Source organism: Parapedobacter sp. 2B3 (genome assembly GCF_041925275.1).
Classification (GTDB): domain Bacteria; phylum Bacteroidota; class Bacteroidia; order Sphingobacteriales; family Sphingobacteriaceae; genus Parapedobacter; species Parapedobacter pyrenivorans_A.
Genome location: NZ_JBHEUZ010000001.1, coordinates 366214 through 385104, shown reverse-complemented (window position 1 = coordinate 385104; position 18891 = coordinate 366214). Strand labels below are relative to the sequence as shown.

Sequence of the window (18891 nt, the reverse complement as noted above, 5' to 3'; positions counted from 1 at the left end):
GATATGTTGAACAGAATATTATTTTTCTCCGTGCTATCTGTCGTCTTGTTAGGCGCGTGTGATGGCATGTACGATAGCCTGGACGAATACTCGGGCGAAGTCGTTTACCCCGCTAAATATGATACCATTGTGGGGCATATCGGATATGAGCGGGTTGAGATCGATTTAATGAAGGCCGGCCGCATACCCGCCAGCCAGATCAAACTAGGTAAGGCAAAAAAGACGGTGGTGGAATATGACGACCAGCAGATTGTCATTGACGGACTGGTATCGTGGGTGAACATAACGGGGCTTACCCAACCCAAACTTTACCGTTTCCAGGTTTATACCATCGATGAATTTGAAAATAAATCGGTGCCCCTCGAGATTGCGCTCATCCCGTATTCAGCTAGCGACGTGGCAGGTTTGGCAGTCAGTACGCCACGCGTACTCACTTCTCCTACCTCTGCGGTGGTTGATTGGCCCAACGGTCTCTCATCTGTATTGCTCGACTACAAAAACCTATCGTTCAGTTATACGGACAAAGACGGTGAGACGCGGACCGGGGAGCGGGAGGCAGATTCCCGTTTCTTTATGGCCAATTTGCAATCGGGGCAACCTACCACCGTAACGGTGACCTACAACGTCGTACCCAAGGTCAACAACGTGCCGATTCTCGATGTTATTACAATTGAAAAGGATTTGGTCATCAATATGCCTACGGGAAGCACTCCATTTGCGCCATCTGAACGGACCATCTTGGAAGCCAACGGCGTTACCACATTTACCGCAGACGGTGTGTCGGCAATCACTAAGCTCGTCTATCCCGTCCATGCAAATTCGTTGCAGGATATGTTTTACTTCCCCAACCTGAAGGAAGTCGACCTGACGGGCGGCGGCTTGTTTGCGATGCCCACCCTGGGCTATGACCGCAACGGCGTTCAGGCAACGGTGGGCGGAGGTGAATGGGTTCCCTTTGCACGGAAGGTGTCCAACGTACCGTCGGCAAATGCACAGACACTTAAGGACATGCTAGAGGCTGGCCTCCTTGAGAAAGTGCGTTATGCGCCAAACAGCATGGGCTTGGACGATCTGTTGAATCCCTATGTAGAAAGTGGTGTGGTTGAATTGGTGACGATGCCTAATGATGCGCTGATTCCCATGAATTATTTTCTTGATGGTGTGGTGCAAGATAACAATTGGCGGATAGATTTTACCGTTCCAGCAACAGATGCTCCTGCCGGTACCGGATTGCAAAATGTGTTGAAGACGGTATTGCGTAATCGCAGTGCATCTTTCGTATTTGCGCTACCGCGCGAATACCGATTTAATATACAAGAGTATAAATACCTGAAATTCAAGGTGTACGCGCCCACCAAGAGTACGTTTGCCGGGGCTTATGCACCTTATCAGCGGCTTTGGCCCCGGTTTATGAATTCCATGTGGTCGTTTGGGCAAAACAGTGATTTCGGGCAGGAGTATTGGGCGCCCAATGCCGATGATTTCCGGATTAACGATGCGGACTTGGAAAAATGGACAGACGTTACTGTAGACTTGTCGCAGGCATTGAACCGACACAACCGGGTCATCGTAATGAATATCGGCGGCGAACCATCGCTGACATTCGAGCCCGATGAAGACATTGTGTATTACTTTTCCAATTTCAGGTTCGCCAAAGAATAGGTTGCGGACCATCGTTGTTTCGATCGGCCATCCCTGCACCAAGCAAGGATGGCCGATTTATTTACGCCTTGCCAAGCCGATAGATATGCCGAAGGTGCGATGCAAACGCGCGCGACATGGTGCGGTGCTCGAGGTAGGTCACCCCGAATTCCTTGCAAGTAGCCTTGACCAATTTATTGATGGCGGGGTAGTGCACATGGCTGATGCGGGGGAAGAGGTGGTGCTCTACCTGGAAATTAAGCCCGCCAAGCAGCCAGGAAACCGTGCGGCTACCGGTTGCAAAATTGGCCGTGGTACTTAGTTGATGGACCATCCACTCCTGTTCGATCTTGCCGCTATCTTCGTCAGCAACCGGAAACTGGGTTGCCTCCACGACGTGGGCGAGCTGGAAAACAACGGCCAAGCAGAAACCGCAGGAAACCCCGGCGATCAGCCAGCCAATCACCGCCGGAACCCACCCTGCTGCCATAATGGGAATAATGAAATAGACCGCGACGTAGCTGATCTTTGTAGTCCAAAAGATCACGTGCTCACGTAACGGCATGGTTTTCCTTTCTGCCTGCTGACCCATCTTGCCCGAGAAATATTTCTCAAAATCCTGAAATAATACCCAAGCGATATAGGAAATACCATACAATACAAACCAATAGGCGAACTGAAACCGATGAAACCAACGGTGGGGCTGATCGGCATGCATACGCATAAACTTGACGTCAATATCATGGTCCAAGCCGTCTATATTCGTGTACGTATGGTGATTGATATTGTGTTTCTGTTTCCAGAAATAGATGGTGCCCCCGAGCATGTTTAACGTATAGGCCGACAACGTATTCAACCACCCAATTTTAGAAAAACTCTGATGGCCCCCTTCGTGCATGATGTTGAAACCGATGGCAGCGAAATTAACGCCGAGTACTACGCACAGCAGGCAGGAGAGCCATACAGGCATCGTAAGCCCAAGCAAAACCGTGTAAAGCGCAATGGCCGTGGCTACCAACGTTATACTTTTGATATATAGCCGCCGGTTGCCGGTATTGGCAAGCTGGCGGGTCTTGAAATAATCATTCACACGTCCACGAAGCGTGGCGGCGAAAGGTTTGTTGATGCTATTGAAACTGGTTTTGGACATGTATGGGTGAGTGAATTTTAAAAATATTGCGCTCGAATATACGGATTAGGAAGGGGTATTTCGGGTATTCATAAAAAAAACCATCCGGTACTGAATGCCGGATGGTTCCTGTACAATATTTGAAAAATGGATTTAAATCAATTTGACATTTACTGCGTTGAGCCCTTTCTGGCCCTGTGCCACTTCAAATGAAACATTGTCATTCTCACGGATACGGTTTTTCAACCCGGAGGTGTGGACAAATACATCGTTTCCACCGTCATTGGGGGTGATGAAACCGAAACCTTTGGTTTCATTGAAAAATTTTACTTTGCCTTCTTGCATGGCATGCTGGATAAAAAATGAATAAAATAATTAATTGCGGGCAAATATAGATATAATTTATTGGTATTCAGTAATTTTTATTTTGGCTTGCTGGCGCCCTACACGGGGTATACCCACAAATACCTAAATCTAGGTATTGCGCCGTCGCAGCAACCATCCTATCTTAGCGCTTACCAACTTAGGGTAGGTTTACAAACCGCTGACATAGTTGATACAATACGGCATGGTAATTGGTCATTTGAAACAATAAGATTGTCTTTTCATACATTAGGTTTATAATTGGTTAGTTTGAAAGCCCCGATCCTCCCCGTTTCGGGGCTTTCTGTTTAAACCTCGTTTGCCACCCGTGCAAACTTATTCCGGTACTCGATTGGCGTAAGGCCGGTGATTTTCTTGAACGTATCCCTGAAGGCTTTGGTATCCGTATAACCCACATCAAACATGATTTCGGTTACGTTTTTCCTTGCCGCTTCAAAGAATTTTTTGGCAGCTTCTATCCGCACCCGTTGTATATATGCAATGGGCGTATTATTGGTGGCCTCCTTAAACCTTCTTTCAAATGTCCTCCGGCCCGTATTGATCAGCCTTGCCAATGTTTCTATGGATATTTTATCACAATAATGTTCCTCAATGTAATCCTGTACCTGTTGTATACCATCGTCACCGTGATTCCGTTGGCCTTTGAATATGGCGAATTGGGATTGGCTGTCCCGCCCGATATCCAATGCGAAATATTTGGAGATCATGACGGCGGTTTCCCGATCGGCAAACTTTTCAACCAGGTATAAGATCAAATTCCATAAGCTGCTTGCCCCGCCGCTGCTATAGATATTGTCGTGTTCGGTTATTATCGCACCATCTTCTACCTCCACTTGCGGGTAGCGTGCTTTGAATTCATTGATGTACGCCCAATGGGTAGAACATTTTTTGCCATCCAGTAAACCCGTTTCGGCCAAAAGGAAAGCCCCTATACATAAGCTAGCGAGGCTCGCACCCGTTTCGTGCAGCTTTTTGAAATAGGGTATCGCTTCCGCGTTGGCCTCAATCCCTTTGGCAGCATCGCCAAATGTGGGCGGTATGATCAGCAGGTCCGTTTGGGCCACATCTTTGAGCAACCTGTCGGTTTTAATCGTGTATTCGCCGTTGTTTGCCGGCACGTATTCGTTGAGGCCCACATATTCCACTTCGAAGATGGGTTTTTTACCAAAGGTGGTTAAAAACTCATTGGCGGTATGAAAGGTTCTGAATGGGGGCGTAACGGCCTCAATTACCCCGTATGCTGGCACAAAGACAGAGATTTGCATATCAATCATTGGTTATTGCAACGCAAGGTAGAAATAGTTTGTCATAATTCACCCCTAAGAATGTCGTTTTTATAACAGCCGCTTTTGGGTAGCCCGTTGTAATTTTGAAATGTAAAATTAGATAGACAAAAATTAACTCCCCATGGCACAAGTAACAAGAATTACCGTAGAAACAACTGTAAATGCACCCCTAACGAAAGTTTGGAAAGCCTGGAATACACCGGTCGACATTATGCAATGGAATACGCCCGATCCAAGTTGGCATAGCCCGAGCAGCGAGAATGATCTGCGGGTAGGTGGTTCGTTTAAGAACAGAATGGAAGCGAAGGATGGCAGCTTCGGTTTTGATTTTGAAGGCATTTATGATAAGGTAGATGAGCACAAAGAGATCGCTTACACGATGCCCGACGGCCGAAGGGCGGCGACGGTATTTACCGAGCAGGGTGGAAAAACCAGTATTGCCACCACCTTTGACGCAGAAACAGAAAATGACCCTGAATTTCAGAAGCAAGGATGGCAGGCCATCTTGGATAACTTCGTGAAATACGTTGAATCAAATTAATTTGTAGACCGTTAATAATTAATCAGATGAAGAAGAGTAAAATTATCTTTTGGGTGGCAACAACGATCATCATTTTATGGGAAGGGGTGATGCCGCTTAGCACGCTGCTTTTTGCACCAGACCAGGCAACAGTGGGTACCGCACCTTTGGGCTACCCCGATTACTTTGCCTATACACTTATCATTTGTAAAGTACTCGGTGTTTTGGCGATTTCGGCCCCGGGCGTATCGGCTAAGTTACGGGAATGGGCGTATGCCGGGCTTACGTTTAACTTGATCTTTGCCTTCATCAGCCATGCCTGTGTGGATAAAAACATCGCGTTTATGCTGATGCCGCTGGTCGTGTTGGGTATTTTAGCCGTCTCTTACTTTTACAACCCTAAAGTCCGGACAAATGGCTAAGACAAATTTTCAGACCATCGACGAATACCACGAGGCTTTCGATGGGGAACCGTTGATGCGGATGCAGGCCGTCCGGAAGATCGTCCACGAAGCGGTGCCTGGCGTAGAGGAGCATATCAGCTATCAAATTCCTTGTTTTAAATACAATGGCTATCTGTTATACTACTGCGCATTTCCCAAACATGTCTCGTTGTCGCATCCCTATAGCGATGCATTTTGGGAGCACTTCAAGACGGACCTAGCGGGGTACAAAACCAGTAAATCGGTTATCCAGATCCCAACGGATAAGCCGTTTCCCGAGGCACTGGTCAAGAAGATCGTCGCGTTCAGGAAACAGGAAAATGAGGAAAAAGCAACACATGGCAAGAAATAATTAATCACAAACTAACTTTAAAAGAGATGGAAAATCAAACGGTTTCATTACATCGGGTCATCAAGGCGAGCCCTGAGAAAGTCTTCCGGGCATTTGCCGATCCGCTGGCACATTCAACCTGGCTGCCGCCCTATGGCTTCCTATGCACTGTCCAGCACATGGACTTCAAAGTAGGAGGGAAGTACCATATGACGTTCGTGAACTTCAGTACAGGTAACGGGCATTCTTTCGGCGGGTCATACCTCGAGATAAAGCCCAACGAGTTCATCAAGTACAGCGATGCATTTGACGATCCCAATCTGCCCGGTGAAATGATAACCACCGTATGGTTAAAAGCGGTGTCGTGCGGCACTGAACTTACCGTAGTGCAGGAGGGCATTCCCGCGGCCATACCGGCGGAGATGTGTTATTTAGGTTGGCAGGAATCGCTGGAAAAGCTGATCAAGTTGGTAGAACCCGAAATCCCCGACGCTTAGTGCAATCCGGTATGGCTGATCCTAATGATGGTAGGTCCGTGAGCGCGATTTTCATTACTTTTTCCGGTAATTGCAGGAGTGCGCTCACGTATTACCAATCCTGCTTTGGTGGCACGTTGCGATTCCAAATGTTTGGGCAAGCGTTGCAAGGATACAGAGAGATGCCGGTCGTTAGTGGGTCGCTGGTTTCCGACCGTATTATTATCCACGGTTCGGACTTGGTGCATGACGAAGGGCGAACACTGGGAAACTATATGTCTATTTTCCTACACTGTAAAGATGTAGGCGACAGGGAATCACTTATTGGGAAACTGGGATATACCAGAAAGGATCCGGTTGACACCCGTGATTCCGGTCAGAAACTCGTGGAAGTAACCGACCCGTTTGATGTACGGTGGGTGTTGGGGGTTTAAATAATCGGCCCCGATAAGGTGCGGCAGCCTTAAATGCCCGGTAAACCAATAGGCGAATGCTTCAGACTGCCAGGAAATAGGTAGTCGACACCGACAGGCTCCCGACTGCTATCCAGGTAGGCCTTTAGCTCTATCAAATACAATCGGTCTTCCCTCAATTCCCATAAAGCTTAATGGAAGAACGAAAGTTGAACCTTGTAAAAAGGTTCAATCGAAGCCGTTCTGCCCCGCTTTTGACAATACCTTGTTAGGTCCAGGCGTTTTGTTTTCTATTCATCTATTTTTCAGTTAAGCCTAATATTCTTAAAGATGTTGTCGAAACATCCATCATAATTGGCAACATTTCTTCAATACTCCATTCTGTTGCTTTTGTGAAAATTGATACGGCTTGCAGCATAACTGATTTGCCGTCAACAGTGATGACGATATTTTCACAACTATTTTGATTGATAGGTAAACTGTAATTTGCAGAAGTCAATCTGTCAATTCTGTTTAAAGAACCTGCATCGTGTTTCAAAATCACTTCGGTTCCGTCTGGTCTTAATACCGCAGTTGGTTCTGTCAGAAAGTTTGAGCCTTGCAAAAATAAAATGTAAGGAAAGTGTTTTTCATCAATCATTATGTTTCTGATTTCGTTGATGTTTTTATGAGAACGCTCAATGGCATTTCCTGCAACCATTAAATCTTGATTGCTGTTTTTGCCTACCAATATTCCTTTTGTAATATTTTCAATGTCTTTGCCTTGATGTTTAGCTTCACAAACTAATACAATACGCCATTTATCGTCCTTGTCTTTCACTTCAATAATTCCACCGTCGGGTCTTATTGATGCATTCGCAACAAATACCGTCAATCCTAATCGCTTATCAACCGAATTCAGTTTTTCATTTATTTCCTTTTTCGTGATTTTCTCTCTAAAACGAAACTCAAGGCTCGGAAAATCCTTTTTCAAAGTTTCAAAAATGGTTTTTGAAAAACTGTTTACCGATTTGTCGTGTATTTGTGCGTTCTCTCCGAATATTTCTTTCGGACCTTGTCCTCTTATTTTTTCTACTCGTAGTCTCTCTGTTTGTTTTTTCGCCATTTACTTGATACGCTTGTTTTTGATTAAAATTCTGAAATAAGGACACTTTCCGTTTATTGATAAATCTTTATCGTCATTACCTTTTCTGAATTTAATCAATTCAAATTGTTCCGGATTGTATTTATGCAAAAATGTAATTGGAACGCCCATAACTCCTTCATAATCCAACGGAATATCTTGGGTCTTATTTACGTTAATTGCTTCGTAATTATCAAACTTTGGATATTCGAATTCGTTTCCGTAATATTTTTTGGTTAGAACAATATCCTCGTGTCGTTTAAAGGTCTCCAAATTGGTTAGCCATAAACAATTGTTGGGTGAAATTATTCTATTTCCAAAATCATCAATGCGAGTTTCTGTTCCATAAAGTTCATAACGGTCAGGAACGATAAAACCCGAAATTCCTCGTCCCATATTGATACCTAACCACGCTTTATTTTCTTTAATGAGTTTAAAGATTTCTTTGTAGGTTATTGCATTGATGTTTCCGATTATTAGAAATTTCTTTTCGTACTTTACTAATTGGTCAACATATTCTCTAAACAACGAAAACGGGGGATTGGTAACGACAATATCGGCTTGCTTTAGCAAGTCGATACTTTCTTTACTACGAAAGTCGCCATCGCCTTTTAGTGGTGTCAATCCTATTTCTTCTGCATCAGGAATTTTGTTCCCGTTTTTGTCGCCTGTGTATTCAAGAAATACAGCTTTTTCATTTTCTTCTTGAAAAAACAAATCAGTTTCTTGATTTATATAGCAGGTTGTTATGAGTTTTTTCAAGCCTAATTTTTCAAAATTGTAGGCAAAATAATTGAAGAAATTGCTATTTCGTGGGTCGTCACAATTACAAAAAACCACTTTATTTTTAAAGTGTTTTTCATAATGTTTCAACTCACTTTCTATGTCTGATAGTTGGGTATAGAACTCATCTTTCTTAGCAGATTTTGCTATGTGTAGAGTTTGGTTTAAGGTTTTTTCCGCTATCATTTTTATTATTTATTAGTTAATTGTCGTAAAGATACAGATTTTTTTGGTGGGATTTTCCTGGGTGTCGCTGTTTTACGCTTACACCTAACGGGCCGCGTATTGGCGATGGGCGGGATTTTTAGTACTGAAGCTGATACGAAGAACAGGAGTTGAATTTAAGACTTCGCTTGATACGAAGCCGTTCAGCCCGCCTATTGCCAATACGATGTTGCAGGCTGGCGTTCTTGTCTTTGTGTTGTTTTCAATTTGCATTTTGTCCACTTGTTAAGTTGTCCAAAATTCGTCTATTTCTTTTGTTTATCAAATGCAATGTATGGTCTTTGTATTGTTTATACTCGTCAATATTCTGAGGTAACGGCGGTCTTGTGAAATTGATTTCGCCTTATCCTGCAAACGGTCTATATATTCAAAAATCAGTTCGATATTCTGGTCGTGTCCTTTCTGTTTCTTGGCGATCTGCTCTACGGTATACTTTATTTCGGCCATCTCCAGGCGGATGTCGGTTGTTCCAATAAGAGAGGTTCGAATTTGGTTGAGTACCCGCATAGTACGAATGTTTACTTGTATTGCACGTTGGCTGTTTAATACACTGGATAGCATTAATACCCCATGCTCCGTAAATGCAAACGGTTCTCTCCGCCCATTCATCCTTGGTCAATTGGAACATAAAGTCTTCGGGAAATCGGTCCAAGTTCCTGCTTACAGCTTGGTTAAGAACACGCGTTTCCACACCGTATAAATCGGCTAGGTCGCTATCTAACATAACACTGAGGCCGCGAATAAAATATATTTTGTCTTGTACATCAGTTTCAAGAAGCACGCTTTCTTTGTCGTTGGTTTGGGTTTTTGCCATAGGTCTGTGTTAGTTTTTGATATCACAATTTATGATATCAAGATTCGCTTATGTCATTCTGTTCCTTCTTTACCACCTTTTTCTCAACATTATCCTTATTCACCTCTGCAATTTTGTCTTTTGCCTCCTTTAATACTTTTGGTGGTACCCTTCTTACCAGTTTAAAGTAAAAAGGTTTTGGGCCTCGGCCTTTTCTATCCCTATCTTGCCTAGTGGTCTTTATTATGTAATCATCCATAGATTCGGTAAGACGCTTTCCGACTTCGCTCGTACTAAAATTTTCTTTGAACGTCTCCGATAAGGACTTTACTATATGCTCAGCGAGAAACTCGTCATCTTTTTTATAGTTGTTCAATACTACTGTAATCTTTTCATTTAGAAGAACTGCGTTGTATGTGGTATCCTCGTGTGGTCCTTCTTTTTTCCGAAATGCGATTCTATCTTTGGTTGTTTCTGGGAGAGAGTCAAAGAAAGGCATTTCAAAGTCAGGATTCCCCAATTGGTAATAACGCAGGCCGAAGATTAACGAAATTTCGTCTACGGATTCCAATTCAATGCCACCGGTTCCCGCTAGAAGTGCATCAATTGTTTTTCTATTCACCTTTGATAAGTATGCGACGTCGATAGGCTCTAGGCCGAATTTCTCGGTGTACTTTAGTAGTATCTCAATAAGCTCTTGAAGGGCCCTCATTCTCAATATAAATTAATTGATATAAAATCCTTGGATTTTGAATTTATAATATTACCTTTGCCTATGTATTGTAGCGACACAAGTGAATAGAGGATAAAACCTCCAATTCAAAATGAAGTCTCTCACACGAGAAAACCGCCAAGTTTACCCGTGAGATGACCGTATGTTCGCCCATTAAAACTGGATATACTATCTTTGCGATATTATGCCAGTAGGGCGAACTAACGTGAGTCTTTAGGGTAACTAATCCTTGGATTAGAATGGGCTACTTGGCGGTGCCTCTCGTTAAAGCAGTTAGTTCGCCCTATTGGTGTTTTTAATCCAATCCGATCTAATATGCTTTTTGAGGTACTTCGTTTACATAACCAAAAAAGATTATGGAAACGACATCCACCAAACCGTCAAAGCTCCCATACCGCAAGCCACTTGCGGAAGGCATCGCAATTTGCGATATCAAAAGGGTACAACCCCAATCCCTACAATCCAACTTAAAAAACGTTAAACGCGGCCCCGTATAATCCCACGGAAAAATACCACAGCCAACAGAAGTGCATAGGGGAGAGGGTAAATCAAAATCCTCACCCGAAAGCAAGGACTATAAACCCACCTTCCTCGGCTGCCACCGACCCCAATGCTGAAAGAAAAACCCGTTTTTAGTTCAGGTTGGAGAAGGCGTCTATTTTCGGTTACTTCGCAATAGCTAAAAGTAGGCGCTTTCTTTCATACTTACAAATAAATTCGAGAAATTTCTTCGGCATCGGTTGGTCGGATTGTGAAATGAATTTTTCTTAAACCGTTAAAAACCAATGATAAATGAAGCGAAAATTACGCTTAGGGGATAGCTATGCCCTAACCACACATAAACCGAAATACCATTATATACGATACATCAGCCTGCTGGCTGTATTGACGAGCATGTGTTTGTATGCCGTGAAGCAGGTCTCCGCCCAGCAGGCGGAGCCTGTGGCTACGGCAGTTGCAGAAATCAAACCGCTGCAAATCGGCGACACCATCCCCGAATGGCTTTGGCACCATCCGTTGCAAGTGGTAAACCATTCGCCCATTGGCGGAAGAGATACGGTCACGCTCGATGATTACCGGGGGAAACTAATCATCCTTGATTTCTGGGCTACATGGTGCAGCCCCTGCATTGCATCCATAGAAAAGCTTTCTGCCATCCAACAAATATACCCTGATAAAGTCGCGTTGATTCCCATAGCTTCCCACGAGGCAATTGATAACCAATCACTGGCCAACTTCATGAAAAGTAAGAACTGGCCTGTTGCATCGGTAATAGACCGTGATAAGTTCTTTTTCGACGGGGTATTCCGCCACGGTGAGAGAAACGGCATACCGTATGTGGTTTGGATAAAAGATGGAAGAGTTGCCGCAAAGCCAAAGATTGCCTACGTGACCGAAGAGAACATCCTACGGTTTTATGAGGGCAAACCCGTGGATATCGAGATGAAACTTGGAAATGTAAGAGCCATTGACCGCTCAAAACCGCTGTTTCTGCCTGACAATGGTTTCACAAAAGTATACCAACGCCTTTCGCCATATTCTGTGATTGGCGGATACATTCCTAATTATGGCACCGGGCGCAAGATGGAGATCAGCACGCAGGATGATACCGTCGCGGTAATTTCCATAAACCGGACCCTTGAAGACCTGATATTCGATGCGTTCTCGACAGCTATCATGCCAAAGTTGGACAAAACAAATGGCATCTACTGGTACATAGACTCCGGATTAAGAAAGAGATTGTTCGTGGACCGCCCGGGATACGATAAAACAAACGATCTCCAGCATTATTTAAGGCGGATGAAATGGCTTGAAGAAAACACATACAGTTATAATCTCAGGGTCCCGGACGATACTCTACAAGGGGAAGTACTCAAAATGGTCCGACATGATATCACGATGTTTTTTAAAAAACATCTCGGCGTTAATATCGCGGTTGAGCCGGCGATGAAGCATCGGTATGCGGTATTAAAAACCATCGAAAGCCCTCAGGAAACGCTGGCACTATTGAACGCAAACGACGAAGGCCGGCGGCTGGTGGACACACCGTCGCATTATCAGCGGCAACATTTCGAACAGGTTTTCTTAAAGGAAATATACAACAGATTATCGCCGTTGACCATCAATGCGGTTATAGACAGTACGGGTATTCCGTCGGGCACCTTCGTCAGTTTCGACCTGCCAAATGATACGTGCGGTGACGACAATGTCATTGTTAACGCACTTAAACGCTATGGACTCTCTCTTTCAATCCGCGAGACCTACGTACCCGTGATCACAGTCAGGCAGTCAACGCAGAACAATTTAGAGAAATGCTTATGAAACTAATATATTTAACTATTATCTTCGTGATTGTCTTAACGGTTACCGCAGCAGCGCAACCATATCAAGGGCGGGTGCTGGCATCCGACACAAAGGCCCCGTTAGCGGGAGTCAATATAGAAAGTACAAATAGCGGACGGATAGACGTCTCGGATTCCAACGGATACTTCCATATAGCAATCCAACATCAGGCAGACACCTTTATCGCGAAACATCTTGGCTACGAAAGCCAAGAATTTACGCTGGCTACCATGGGCAACCCCCTTACGTTATACCTGACCCTGTCGTCAGCCGTATTGCAGGAAGTCATTGTCAATACCGGTTATTACGAAATACCCCGCGAAAGGGCTACCGGCTCATTTGCGCATGTAGACCAACAAACACTCAGTAGGAGTGCAAGCACAAATATCCTGGATCGGCTGGAAGGGGTGACCAATGGGTTGCAATTCGATCGAAGTTTGGTAACCGGAGAGAACGCCGGTTCTGCTGCGCCACGTTTGCGCGTTAGGGGGCTTTCAACTATTGAAGCCGGGTCTGACCCGCTCGTTATTGTGGATAATTTCCCTTATGACGGGAACATCTCAACCATAAATCCAAATGATGTGGAAAGTGTGACCGTCCTCAAAGACGCCGCATCAGCTTCCATCTGGGGTGCACGTGCTGGAAACGGTGTTATCGTCATCAATACAAAAAAAGGACGCCGCAACCAGCCTTTCACCGTAAACCTTGTCGCGAATATCTCTTTTTTGAAGAGCCCGGACTTGTTTTACTCACGCAATTTTCTCCCCTCCGAGACGGTGATGAAAATCCAGGAAGAGTTTTTTTCCAAAGGCGGATACGTGGAGGATGAATCTATATACCTCCCACTGTATGTGGAAATGCTAATCAAAAAACGGGATGGTCTTATTACTGATGAGGCATTCGATTATATGCGTAACCAGTATAGTCAAGCTGACCTGAGACAGCAAGCACGCAGCTATCTATACCAGACCGGGTTGACGCAGCAATATGCGGTAAATGGCAGTGGCGGCGGTGAGCGATACACCTATTATCTGGCCGGTAATTACGACAATAACAAAGGGAATGTTATCGGCAATTCAGGCAGGCGGGTAAACGTGAACATGCGGAATGAATTCAAGATAAATAAGAAAATCTCCATAGAAGTCGGAATCTGGTACACGTCCAAATCCGCGGTAAACAACGGACTGACCTATACGGCGATGGGTAATGGCGCAACCGAGCCTTATCTTTTGCTTGCAGATGAACAAGGCATTCCCTTACCGACGGGTTATTATTCTAGACGGTTCTCCTATTCGGAAAACGCGATTGAACATGGATTGTTGGATTGGCAGTATTATCCACTGGAAGAAATGGGATTGCACAATCGGATAAGTGATGATAGGGAAGTGAGGGTGACTGGCGGCTTTAATTACAAAATTTGGAATTGGCTGGATGTGAGGGCCAATTACAGGTTCCTATCCGGACAGTCCGGGGGAAGCACCTATTATGATTCAGGGAGTTTCTATGTTAGGGATTTGGTCAACAGATTCACGCAGCCCGATGGCAGACAGGTTATTCCCCACGGTGGAATAAACGACGTCATGCCAAACAATGCATATTCCACCCATTCCGGTAGGGTGCTGCTCAATCAGGAGCGGGAATGGAGCGGTTCACATCGCCTGTCGGCGTTGGCTGGGATTGAATTGTCCGAGCACCGGATATCGCAAACACCCGGCTTGAGGCTATATAACTTCAGCAGCGATTTTCTGGGTGGAACGCAGGCGTTCGATTTTACGACATGGTATCCGGTATTGCCCCGGGGAAGCGCCAGGGTTGAGGGCGGTCAGGGTAATGTGGAAAGGAGACTTAACAGGAATCTTTCTTACTTTTCAAATGCAGCATACACCTATCTGGAACGTTATATCATTTCCGGTAGTGTAAGGTGGGACGGCAGCAACCTACTGGGGGTGAAAACGAATCAGCGGGGCACAGTCCTGTGGTCTTCGGGCGTGAGTTGGCGTATCGATGAAGAGAAATTCTACAATAAAGATGGGATATTTCCCCGTTTACGCTTAAAAGCGACCTACGGGAGTGGCGGGATTATCGATAAATCGCAGGGGCACTACCCAACCGTTTCCTTCCAGATCAATTCGGATACCGGTTTACCGTATGCTGATCTGCTACATCCCGGCAATCCAAGTTTGAGATGGGAAACGGTTAATACACTGAACCTTGCAGCGGAGTGGGGGACGAAAGGGGAGCGCCTTTCGGGGAGCGTAGAGTGGTATAACAAAGATGCAAAAGACCTGCTGGGAAGTTTCATGATCGATCCTACGACAGGTGCCGGCCCGAACTATCGACGCAATTACGCCAGTATGCGTACGCGTGGCCTTGATCTGCAGATCAGCAGCCTGAATATCAAGAAAGCAGGTTTTCACTGGAAAAGTGTCGCGATGGTGAATTATTCATCCAACAAAATAGTATCCTACGATACCCCGGAAAGTGTAAATGTATTCGATTATTTCTTTCTCAATGGCAGGCCCCCGGTTGTCGGGCGTTCCTTGGACGCGATTTATGCATTTCCGTGGTATGGTCTTAACGGAAATACCGGGCTACCGAACCTTCCTGGTTACGAAGACGGAAATGTGGACTACGACGAGCATATTCTGAATTTCGACCCTAACGATTTGTCGTTGATGGGCGTCGGGGTGCCCCCTTTGTTTGGCTCGCTCCGAAATGATTTCTCGTTTAAAGGATTCGACTTGAGTGCGATGATTTCCTTTAGCCAAGGCGGGTTGTTTAGGAGAACGTCCATGGTGCCCGGGGGAGAATACCTAACTACGCCAAGATACCACCAGGACTACTTCAGGCGTTGGAAGCAACCGGGAGACGAAGCATTCACCGATGTCCCGGCCCGGGTGGAGCGTTACCACGCAAATCTTGCTGATTTTTATACCTATTCCGAAGTACTGGTAGAAAGCAGTGACCATATCCGGTTGCACGATATTAATCTTAGTTATACGGTAGACGGGATAAAGGCGGGAGTCTTATCCTTTCAAAGCCTCCGCTTAACCATAAATGCCCAAAACCTTGGAATCCTTTGGCGGAAGAACCGAAGTGGCGTAAACCCGCTATATCCCAATGCGGAATTTCCTGCCCAGCGATCAGTCACTCTGGGCTTTCAATTGACATTATAAAGTTTGACAATGAAGAATTTAATTTATCTAATCGTCTCGGTTACCCTCTCCGGTTGCGGTTCATCATTTTTGGATGTGCGCCCGAACCAAGGCCAGCGCATTCCGAAAAGTATCGCTGACTATAACGCGATGATGGACAACACTTCGCTACTGAATACGTTTTCTTCCCACGCGCTTGGAATGATAGGTTCGGATGAGTACTTCATGCTAGACGCGCGATATGACGCATTTCCAGTAGGTAGCGCTACCAATTACATGAAAAGGGCTTATACTTGGGAAAAAACCATTTATGAAGGCGGGGAAATCGTTACGGATTGGTCGCGCGGATATAGCAGGATTTTGCAATGTAACATTGTTCTGGATGGGTTGTTGAAAATGGATGCCAGTAAAAAGGAAAATGAGCTATGGCGCCAGGCGAAAGGTAACGCACTATTTTTCCGTGCGTTAAACTATTACTGGCTCGCCCAATTGTACTGTGACCCGTACCTCGCAGATTCGGCGTCCCAAGCGTTGGGGTTGCCACTCCGTGTGGAGGCCGATGTTACCATTTCCGTTGCTCGCTCTACAGTGGAAGAAACCTACAGACGCATCGTCGATGACCTGCTGGAAGCCGAATCTTTGCTCCCCGAGCTTCCGGACAATATGTGCCAAGCGTCAAAATGTGCTGTTTTTGCACTTTTAGCAAAAACATATATGCAAATGGGGCGCTATGATGATGGTCTGATTGCTGCATCCCGAAGCCTATCAATTAAGCGGAATTTGATAAATTTCAATCACTTGGATCTGGATGTACGATACGTATTTCCCGCGAACGGAGAAGGGAATCCGGAGATTATTATGTTTACATCTGCCACGAACATGACGCCGTTAACGACTGCACGGCAATGTGTGGACACGGCACTTTTTGCTTCATATGGGGATAACGACCTTCGGAAAACAGCATATTTTCATCACAACTCCGACGGCAGGATTCTATTCAAGGGAAGCTACGTGGGAAATCCGGCATTTTTCACGGGTCTGGCGGTCGATGAAGTTATCCTCAACAGGGCTGAATGCAGTGCCCGCCTGGGGGATTTTGAAGGAGCAAAAGCGGACATGCAATATCTATTTGATCATCGGATTGACGATGTGGTGGACCAAAAGATGTCAAAAATCAATAATGACAACCTCTTGGACCTGATTGTTAGTGAACGGCGGAAAGAGCTTGTGCTGCGCGGCACCCGATGGGAAGATTTGCGCCGTTTTAACAACGAGGGGGCATTTAGGGAAAAAATCGAGCGACGCATTCACGATACGACCTATGAACTGCTGCCCGGTTCCAAACGTTACACATGGCCATTGCCCGTGGAAGCTATTGCGGCGGGCAAGTATGAGCAGAACAGCCGTTGACAAAGGGCGGATAGTGCAAACACTTCGTTGAGATGAAGTTCTTCGATTTCAATGTAAGCTTCGCTGGACCAAAAAATCCCCAAAATCACAATCTATAAGAGGTTGGATTTTGGGGATACTAAAGGCATTGACCATCGTTATATATCGGGTTGCCTTGCATAGCCCAGAGAGGCCTTGCTCGTTACAACGGAGCTGCCGGGATGGGCAGTCAGCGCATCTTGAACGGAACCGGAGGTTATGTTGGGAGCTGTCGTTCCGGGGAATTCAATCAGCACTGTGCAGAAATCACCCTCATTGTCAAGCTGCGCACACCCCTCACTATCGTATTCTTCCGGCTCGTCCGATAGTCCTGTAATCATTTGATTATTCGGGTTACTAGATGCGGTTGCATTGAGACTATACCATTGCTGAACAGTCTGAACATGCGTCTTATTACTGGTAAGCGATGGTAAACTCCTCACCCAATCAGGGTTAGCCTTGGTTATGGCGACGACCACCGCGTCCAAATTGATATCCACCGTTTCCAGCTGGGCCTTCTCAATGGTTGGGCCAACTGGAGTTTCCGTGGCGTAAGATGCCATGCTTACACCACCTACCAATGCGCCGAGCAATACCGTTTTTCGCACGGTTTGGGCGACTTTTTTGATTATTTCTGATCTGTTGCTCATGATCGTAATGTTTTTTAGTTTTGTCCTTCAGGATACCTTGGGGCTTAACCATCCGGCACGATTAGTTCTGATTGTTTATATGGCGGAATGCGGCCCGGCATTCCTGTTTTTGGTTCTTTTTTCTACGCACAGACCTCCTTTCTTTTTGGTGGTGTTTATACCAGCCAAATTAGCTCGAAAACAGCGTCTTGAATTTTAGGTTTCTATGGTGAATTCGTTTAGGTTTCTAAATTTTTGCTATTTCTCCCTGATCTGGCTGATGTATGCATAGGCCAGGTGCAGGTAGTTGCCCAGGTCTTTCCCTTTCAGGTGGGCGCGCAGTTGCCCGAAGGTCCGGTCAAACAGGGCCAGCTTCGCTTTGCCGGTTTGCTCCAGCAGCCAAAGCCGGGTGTCTAGCGCGTTTTCCTGCATGTCCCGGATTTTCAGATAGCTGCCCAGCAGGGAAGGGTACTCCAGCAGCAACCGGCGCAGCGTATGGCTGTCCCAACAGTATACCGTGCTCGGCTGGATGGTCTTGATGTAAACTGGATCTGGATCATGCGGCACCGCATACACTTCGCCCTGCCGGATGAAACGGTTGATGGCCGGCTGCGTTCGGCCGTGGCGGACATACTGCTTCAACAACCCCTCTCCCACGTAAAGCAGGCCGCCCGCCTCCAGCCGAATGGGCCGTTCGATGCCATACCGCGCGCTGCGCATGCTCCCCGTTACCGCAGCCCAGGCGCCCGCATCCACGGCACCCAGGCGACGCAGCAGGGTTTCCAATCCGGCGAGAGGCATGTCCATCCCACGAAACTAATGAACCCATCCTGCCGAACCAAGCGCGCTGTGACGAACGGTCGATTTTGGGGATAAGTGGTATCACCTGCCGTTTATTTCTTCCTGTATACCGATTATGGCTCTTTTCCGGTTATGTATCCCCCGGCATTCCAAATACGGTTTTTCCGGGTTATTCTTGCAGCGTTGATCGGCGAAATACCCTGCGGCCGCAGGTACGGGGAAGGTGTCCTGAGCCCCGGTAAAGTGCAAAGCGGA

At 45.9% G+C, this 18891-nt stretch carries 19 protein-coding genes and 1 pseudogene; 9 read left to right on the top strand and 11 right to left on the bottom strand.

Translation table 11 applies throughout. From position 1 onward, the window contains the following. Positions 1–3 precede the first annotated feature (3 nt). Positions 4–1662: a DUF4998 domain-containing protein gene (locus ACEVG1_RS01525; RefSeq protein ID WP_374741779.1), complete on the top strand. Its 1659-nt coding sequence runs from the start codon at positions 4–6 to the stop codon at positions 1660–1662. Positions 1663–1723: 61 nt separating this feature from the next. Here ACEVG1_RS01525 and ACEVG1_RS01520 read toward each other — a convergent pair whose 3' ends face one another. The 3 genes from ACEVG1_RS01520 to ACEVG1_RS01510 all read right to left on the bottom strand — a co-directional run bounded on the left by ACEVG1_RS01520 (position 1724) and on the right by ACEVG1_RS01510 (position 4419). Further along, positions 1724–2791 carry a fatty acid desaturase gene (locus ACEVG1_RS01520; RefSeq protein WP_374741778.1) on the bottom strand — a complete coding sequence of 356 codons (1068 nt, stop codon included), beginning with the start codon at positions 2789–2791 and terminating at the stop codon, positions 1724–1726. A gap of 132 nt (positions 2792–2923) precedes the next feature. Then, positions 2924–3115, bottom strand: a complete 192-nt coding sequence (locus ACEVG1_RS01515; RefSeq protein WP_374741777.1) for a cold-shock protein — start codon at positions 3113–3115, stop codon at positions 2924–2926. Between the two features lie 326 nt (positions 3116–3441). Next, positions 3442–4419 carry a GlxA family transcriptional regulator gene (locus ACEVG1_RS01510; RefSeq protein WP_374741776.1) on the bottom strand — a complete coding sequence of 326 codons (978 nt, stop codon included), beginning with the start codon at positions 4417–4419 and terminating at the stop codon, positions 3442–3444. 142 nt (positions 4420–4561) lie between these two features. Here ACEVG1_RS01510 and ACEVG1_RS01505 point away from each other — a divergent pair, with 142 nt between their 5' ends. From ACEVG1_RS01505 to ACEVG1_RS01485, 5 genes are read left to right on the top strand one after another with little or no spacing between them, the layout of a single operon-like run. Continuing rightward, positions 4562–4981, top strand: coding sequence for an SRPBCC family protein (locus ACEVG1_RS01505; protein ID WP_374741775.1), 420 nt, complete (start codon positions 4562–4564; stop codon positions 4979–4981). A gap of 26 nt (positions 4982–5007) precedes the next feature. Beyond that, on the top strand, positions 5008–5382 hold the full coding sequence (locus ACEVG1_RS01500; protein WP_374741774.1) for a DoxX family protein: 375 nt from the start codon (positions 5008–5010) through the stop codon (positions 5380–5382). Beyond that, the gene (locus tag ACEVG1_RS01495; protein WP_374741773.1) at positions 5375–5755 is read left to right on the top strand and encodes an iron chaperone; all 381 of its coding nucleotides are present in this window, start codon (positions 5375–5377) and stop codon (positions 5753–5755) included. Before ACEVG1_RS01500 ends, ACEVG1_RS01495 begins: the two co-directional genes overlap by 8 nt. Positions 5756–5781: 26 nt before the next feature. Then, positions 5782–6231 carry an SRPBCC family protein gene (locus ACEVG1_RS01490; protein ID WP_374741772.1) on the top strand — a complete coding sequence of 150 codons (450 nt, stop codon included), beginning with the start codon at positions 5782–5784 and terminating at the stop codon, positions 6229–6231. 11 nt (positions 6232–6242) lie between these two features. Further along, complete coding sequence (locus tag ACEVG1_RS01485) at positions 6243–6644, top strand: VOC family protein (RefSeq protein WP_374741771.1); 402 nt, start codon at positions 6243–6245, stop codon at positions 6642–6644. Positions 6645–6921: 277 nt separating this feature from the next. On the opposite strand, the gene ACEVG1_RS01480 is transcribed toward ACEVG1_RS01485, so the two are convergent. The 6 genes and pseudogenes from ACEVG1_RS01480 to ACEVG1_RS01455 form a co-directional block, all read right to left on the bottom strand. After that, positions 6922–7728 carry an EcoRI family type II restriction endonuclease gene (locus tag ACEVG1_RS01480; RefSeq protein ID WP_374741770.1) on the bottom strand — a complete coding sequence of 269 codons (807 nt, stop codon included), beginning with the start codon at positions 7726–7728 and terminating at the stop codon, positions 6922–6924. After that, positions 7729–8715, bottom strand: a complete 987-nt coding sequence (locus ACEVG1_RS01475) for an adenine-specific methyltransferase EcoRI family protein (RefSeq protein ID WP_374741769.1) — start codon at positions 8713–8715, stop codon at positions 7729–7731. It lies immediately after the preceding gene. Positions 8716–8956: 241 nt separating this feature from the next. Further along, positions 8957–9058, bottom strand: coding sequence for a hypothetical protein (locus tag ACEVG1_RS01470; RefSeq protein WP_374741961.1), 102 nt, complete (start codon positions 9056–9058; stop codon positions 8957–8959). Then, positions 9016–9261, bottom strand: coding sequence for a hypothetical protein (locus ACEVG1_RS01465; protein WP_374741965.1), 246 nt, complete (start codon positions 9259–9261; stop codon positions 9016–9018). Before ACEVG1_RS01465 ends, ACEVG1_RS01470 begins: the two co-directional genes overlap by 43 nt. 148 nt (positions 9262–9409) lie before the next feature. Further along, a pseudogene (locus ACEVG1_RS01460) lies at positions 9410–9478 on the bottom strand (ORF6N domain-containing protein); the annotation flags it as partial. A 127-nt stretch (positions 9479–9605) separates the two neighbouring features. After that, complete coding sequence (locus ACEVG1_RS01455; RefSeq protein WP_374741768.1) at positions 9606–10259, bottom strand: hypothetical protein; 654 nt, start codon at positions 10257–10259, stop codon at positions 9606–9608. An 813-nt stretch (positions 10260–11072) separates the two neighbouring features. Here ACEVG1_RS01455 and ACEVG1_RS01450 point away from each other — a divergent pair. Genes ACEVG1_RS01450 through ACEVG1_RS01440 form a run of 3 tightly spaced genes read left to right on the top strand, consistent with a single transcriptional unit; the run spans position 11073 to position 17188 of the window. After that, complete coding sequence (locus ACEVG1_RS01450; protein WP_374741767.1) at positions 11073–12602, top strand: TlpA family protein disulfide reductase; 1530 nt, start codon at positions 11073–11075, stop codon at positions 12600–12602. After that, the gene (locus ACEVG1_RS01445) at positions 12599–15799 is read left to right on the top strand and encodes a SusC/RagA family TonB-linked outer membrane protein (RefSeq protein WP_374741766.1); all 3201 of its coding nucleotides are present in this window, start codon (positions 12599–12601) and stop codon (positions 15797–15799) included. The genes ACEVG1_RS01450 and ACEVG1_RS01445 overlap by 4 nt, the downstream gene beginning before the upstream one ends. A gap of 9 nt (positions 15800–15808) precedes the next feature. Then, positions 15809–17188: a RagB/SusD family nutrient uptake outer membrane protein gene (locus ACEVG1_RS01440; protein ID WP_374741765.1), complete on the top strand. Its 1380-nt coding sequence runs from the start codon at positions 15809–15811 to the stop codon at positions 17186–17188. Between the two features lie 137 nt (positions 17189–17325). On the opposite strand, the gene ACEVG1_RS01435 is transcribed toward ACEVG1_RS01440, so the two are convergent. After that, a complete protein-coding gene (locus ACEVG1_RS01435) occupies positions 17326–17856 on the bottom strand; it encodes a hypothetical protein (RefSeq protein WP_374741764.1) in 531 nt (176 codons plus the stop codon). A gap of 237 nt (positions 17857–18093) precedes the next feature. Then, positions 18094–18642 (bottom strand): hypothetical protein, encoded by a 549-nt coding sequence (locus ACEVG1_RS01430; protein ID WP_374741763.1) that lies wholly within the window; start codon positions 18640–18642, stop codon positions 18094–18096. Between the last annotated feature and the right edge of the window lie 249 nt (positions 18643–18891).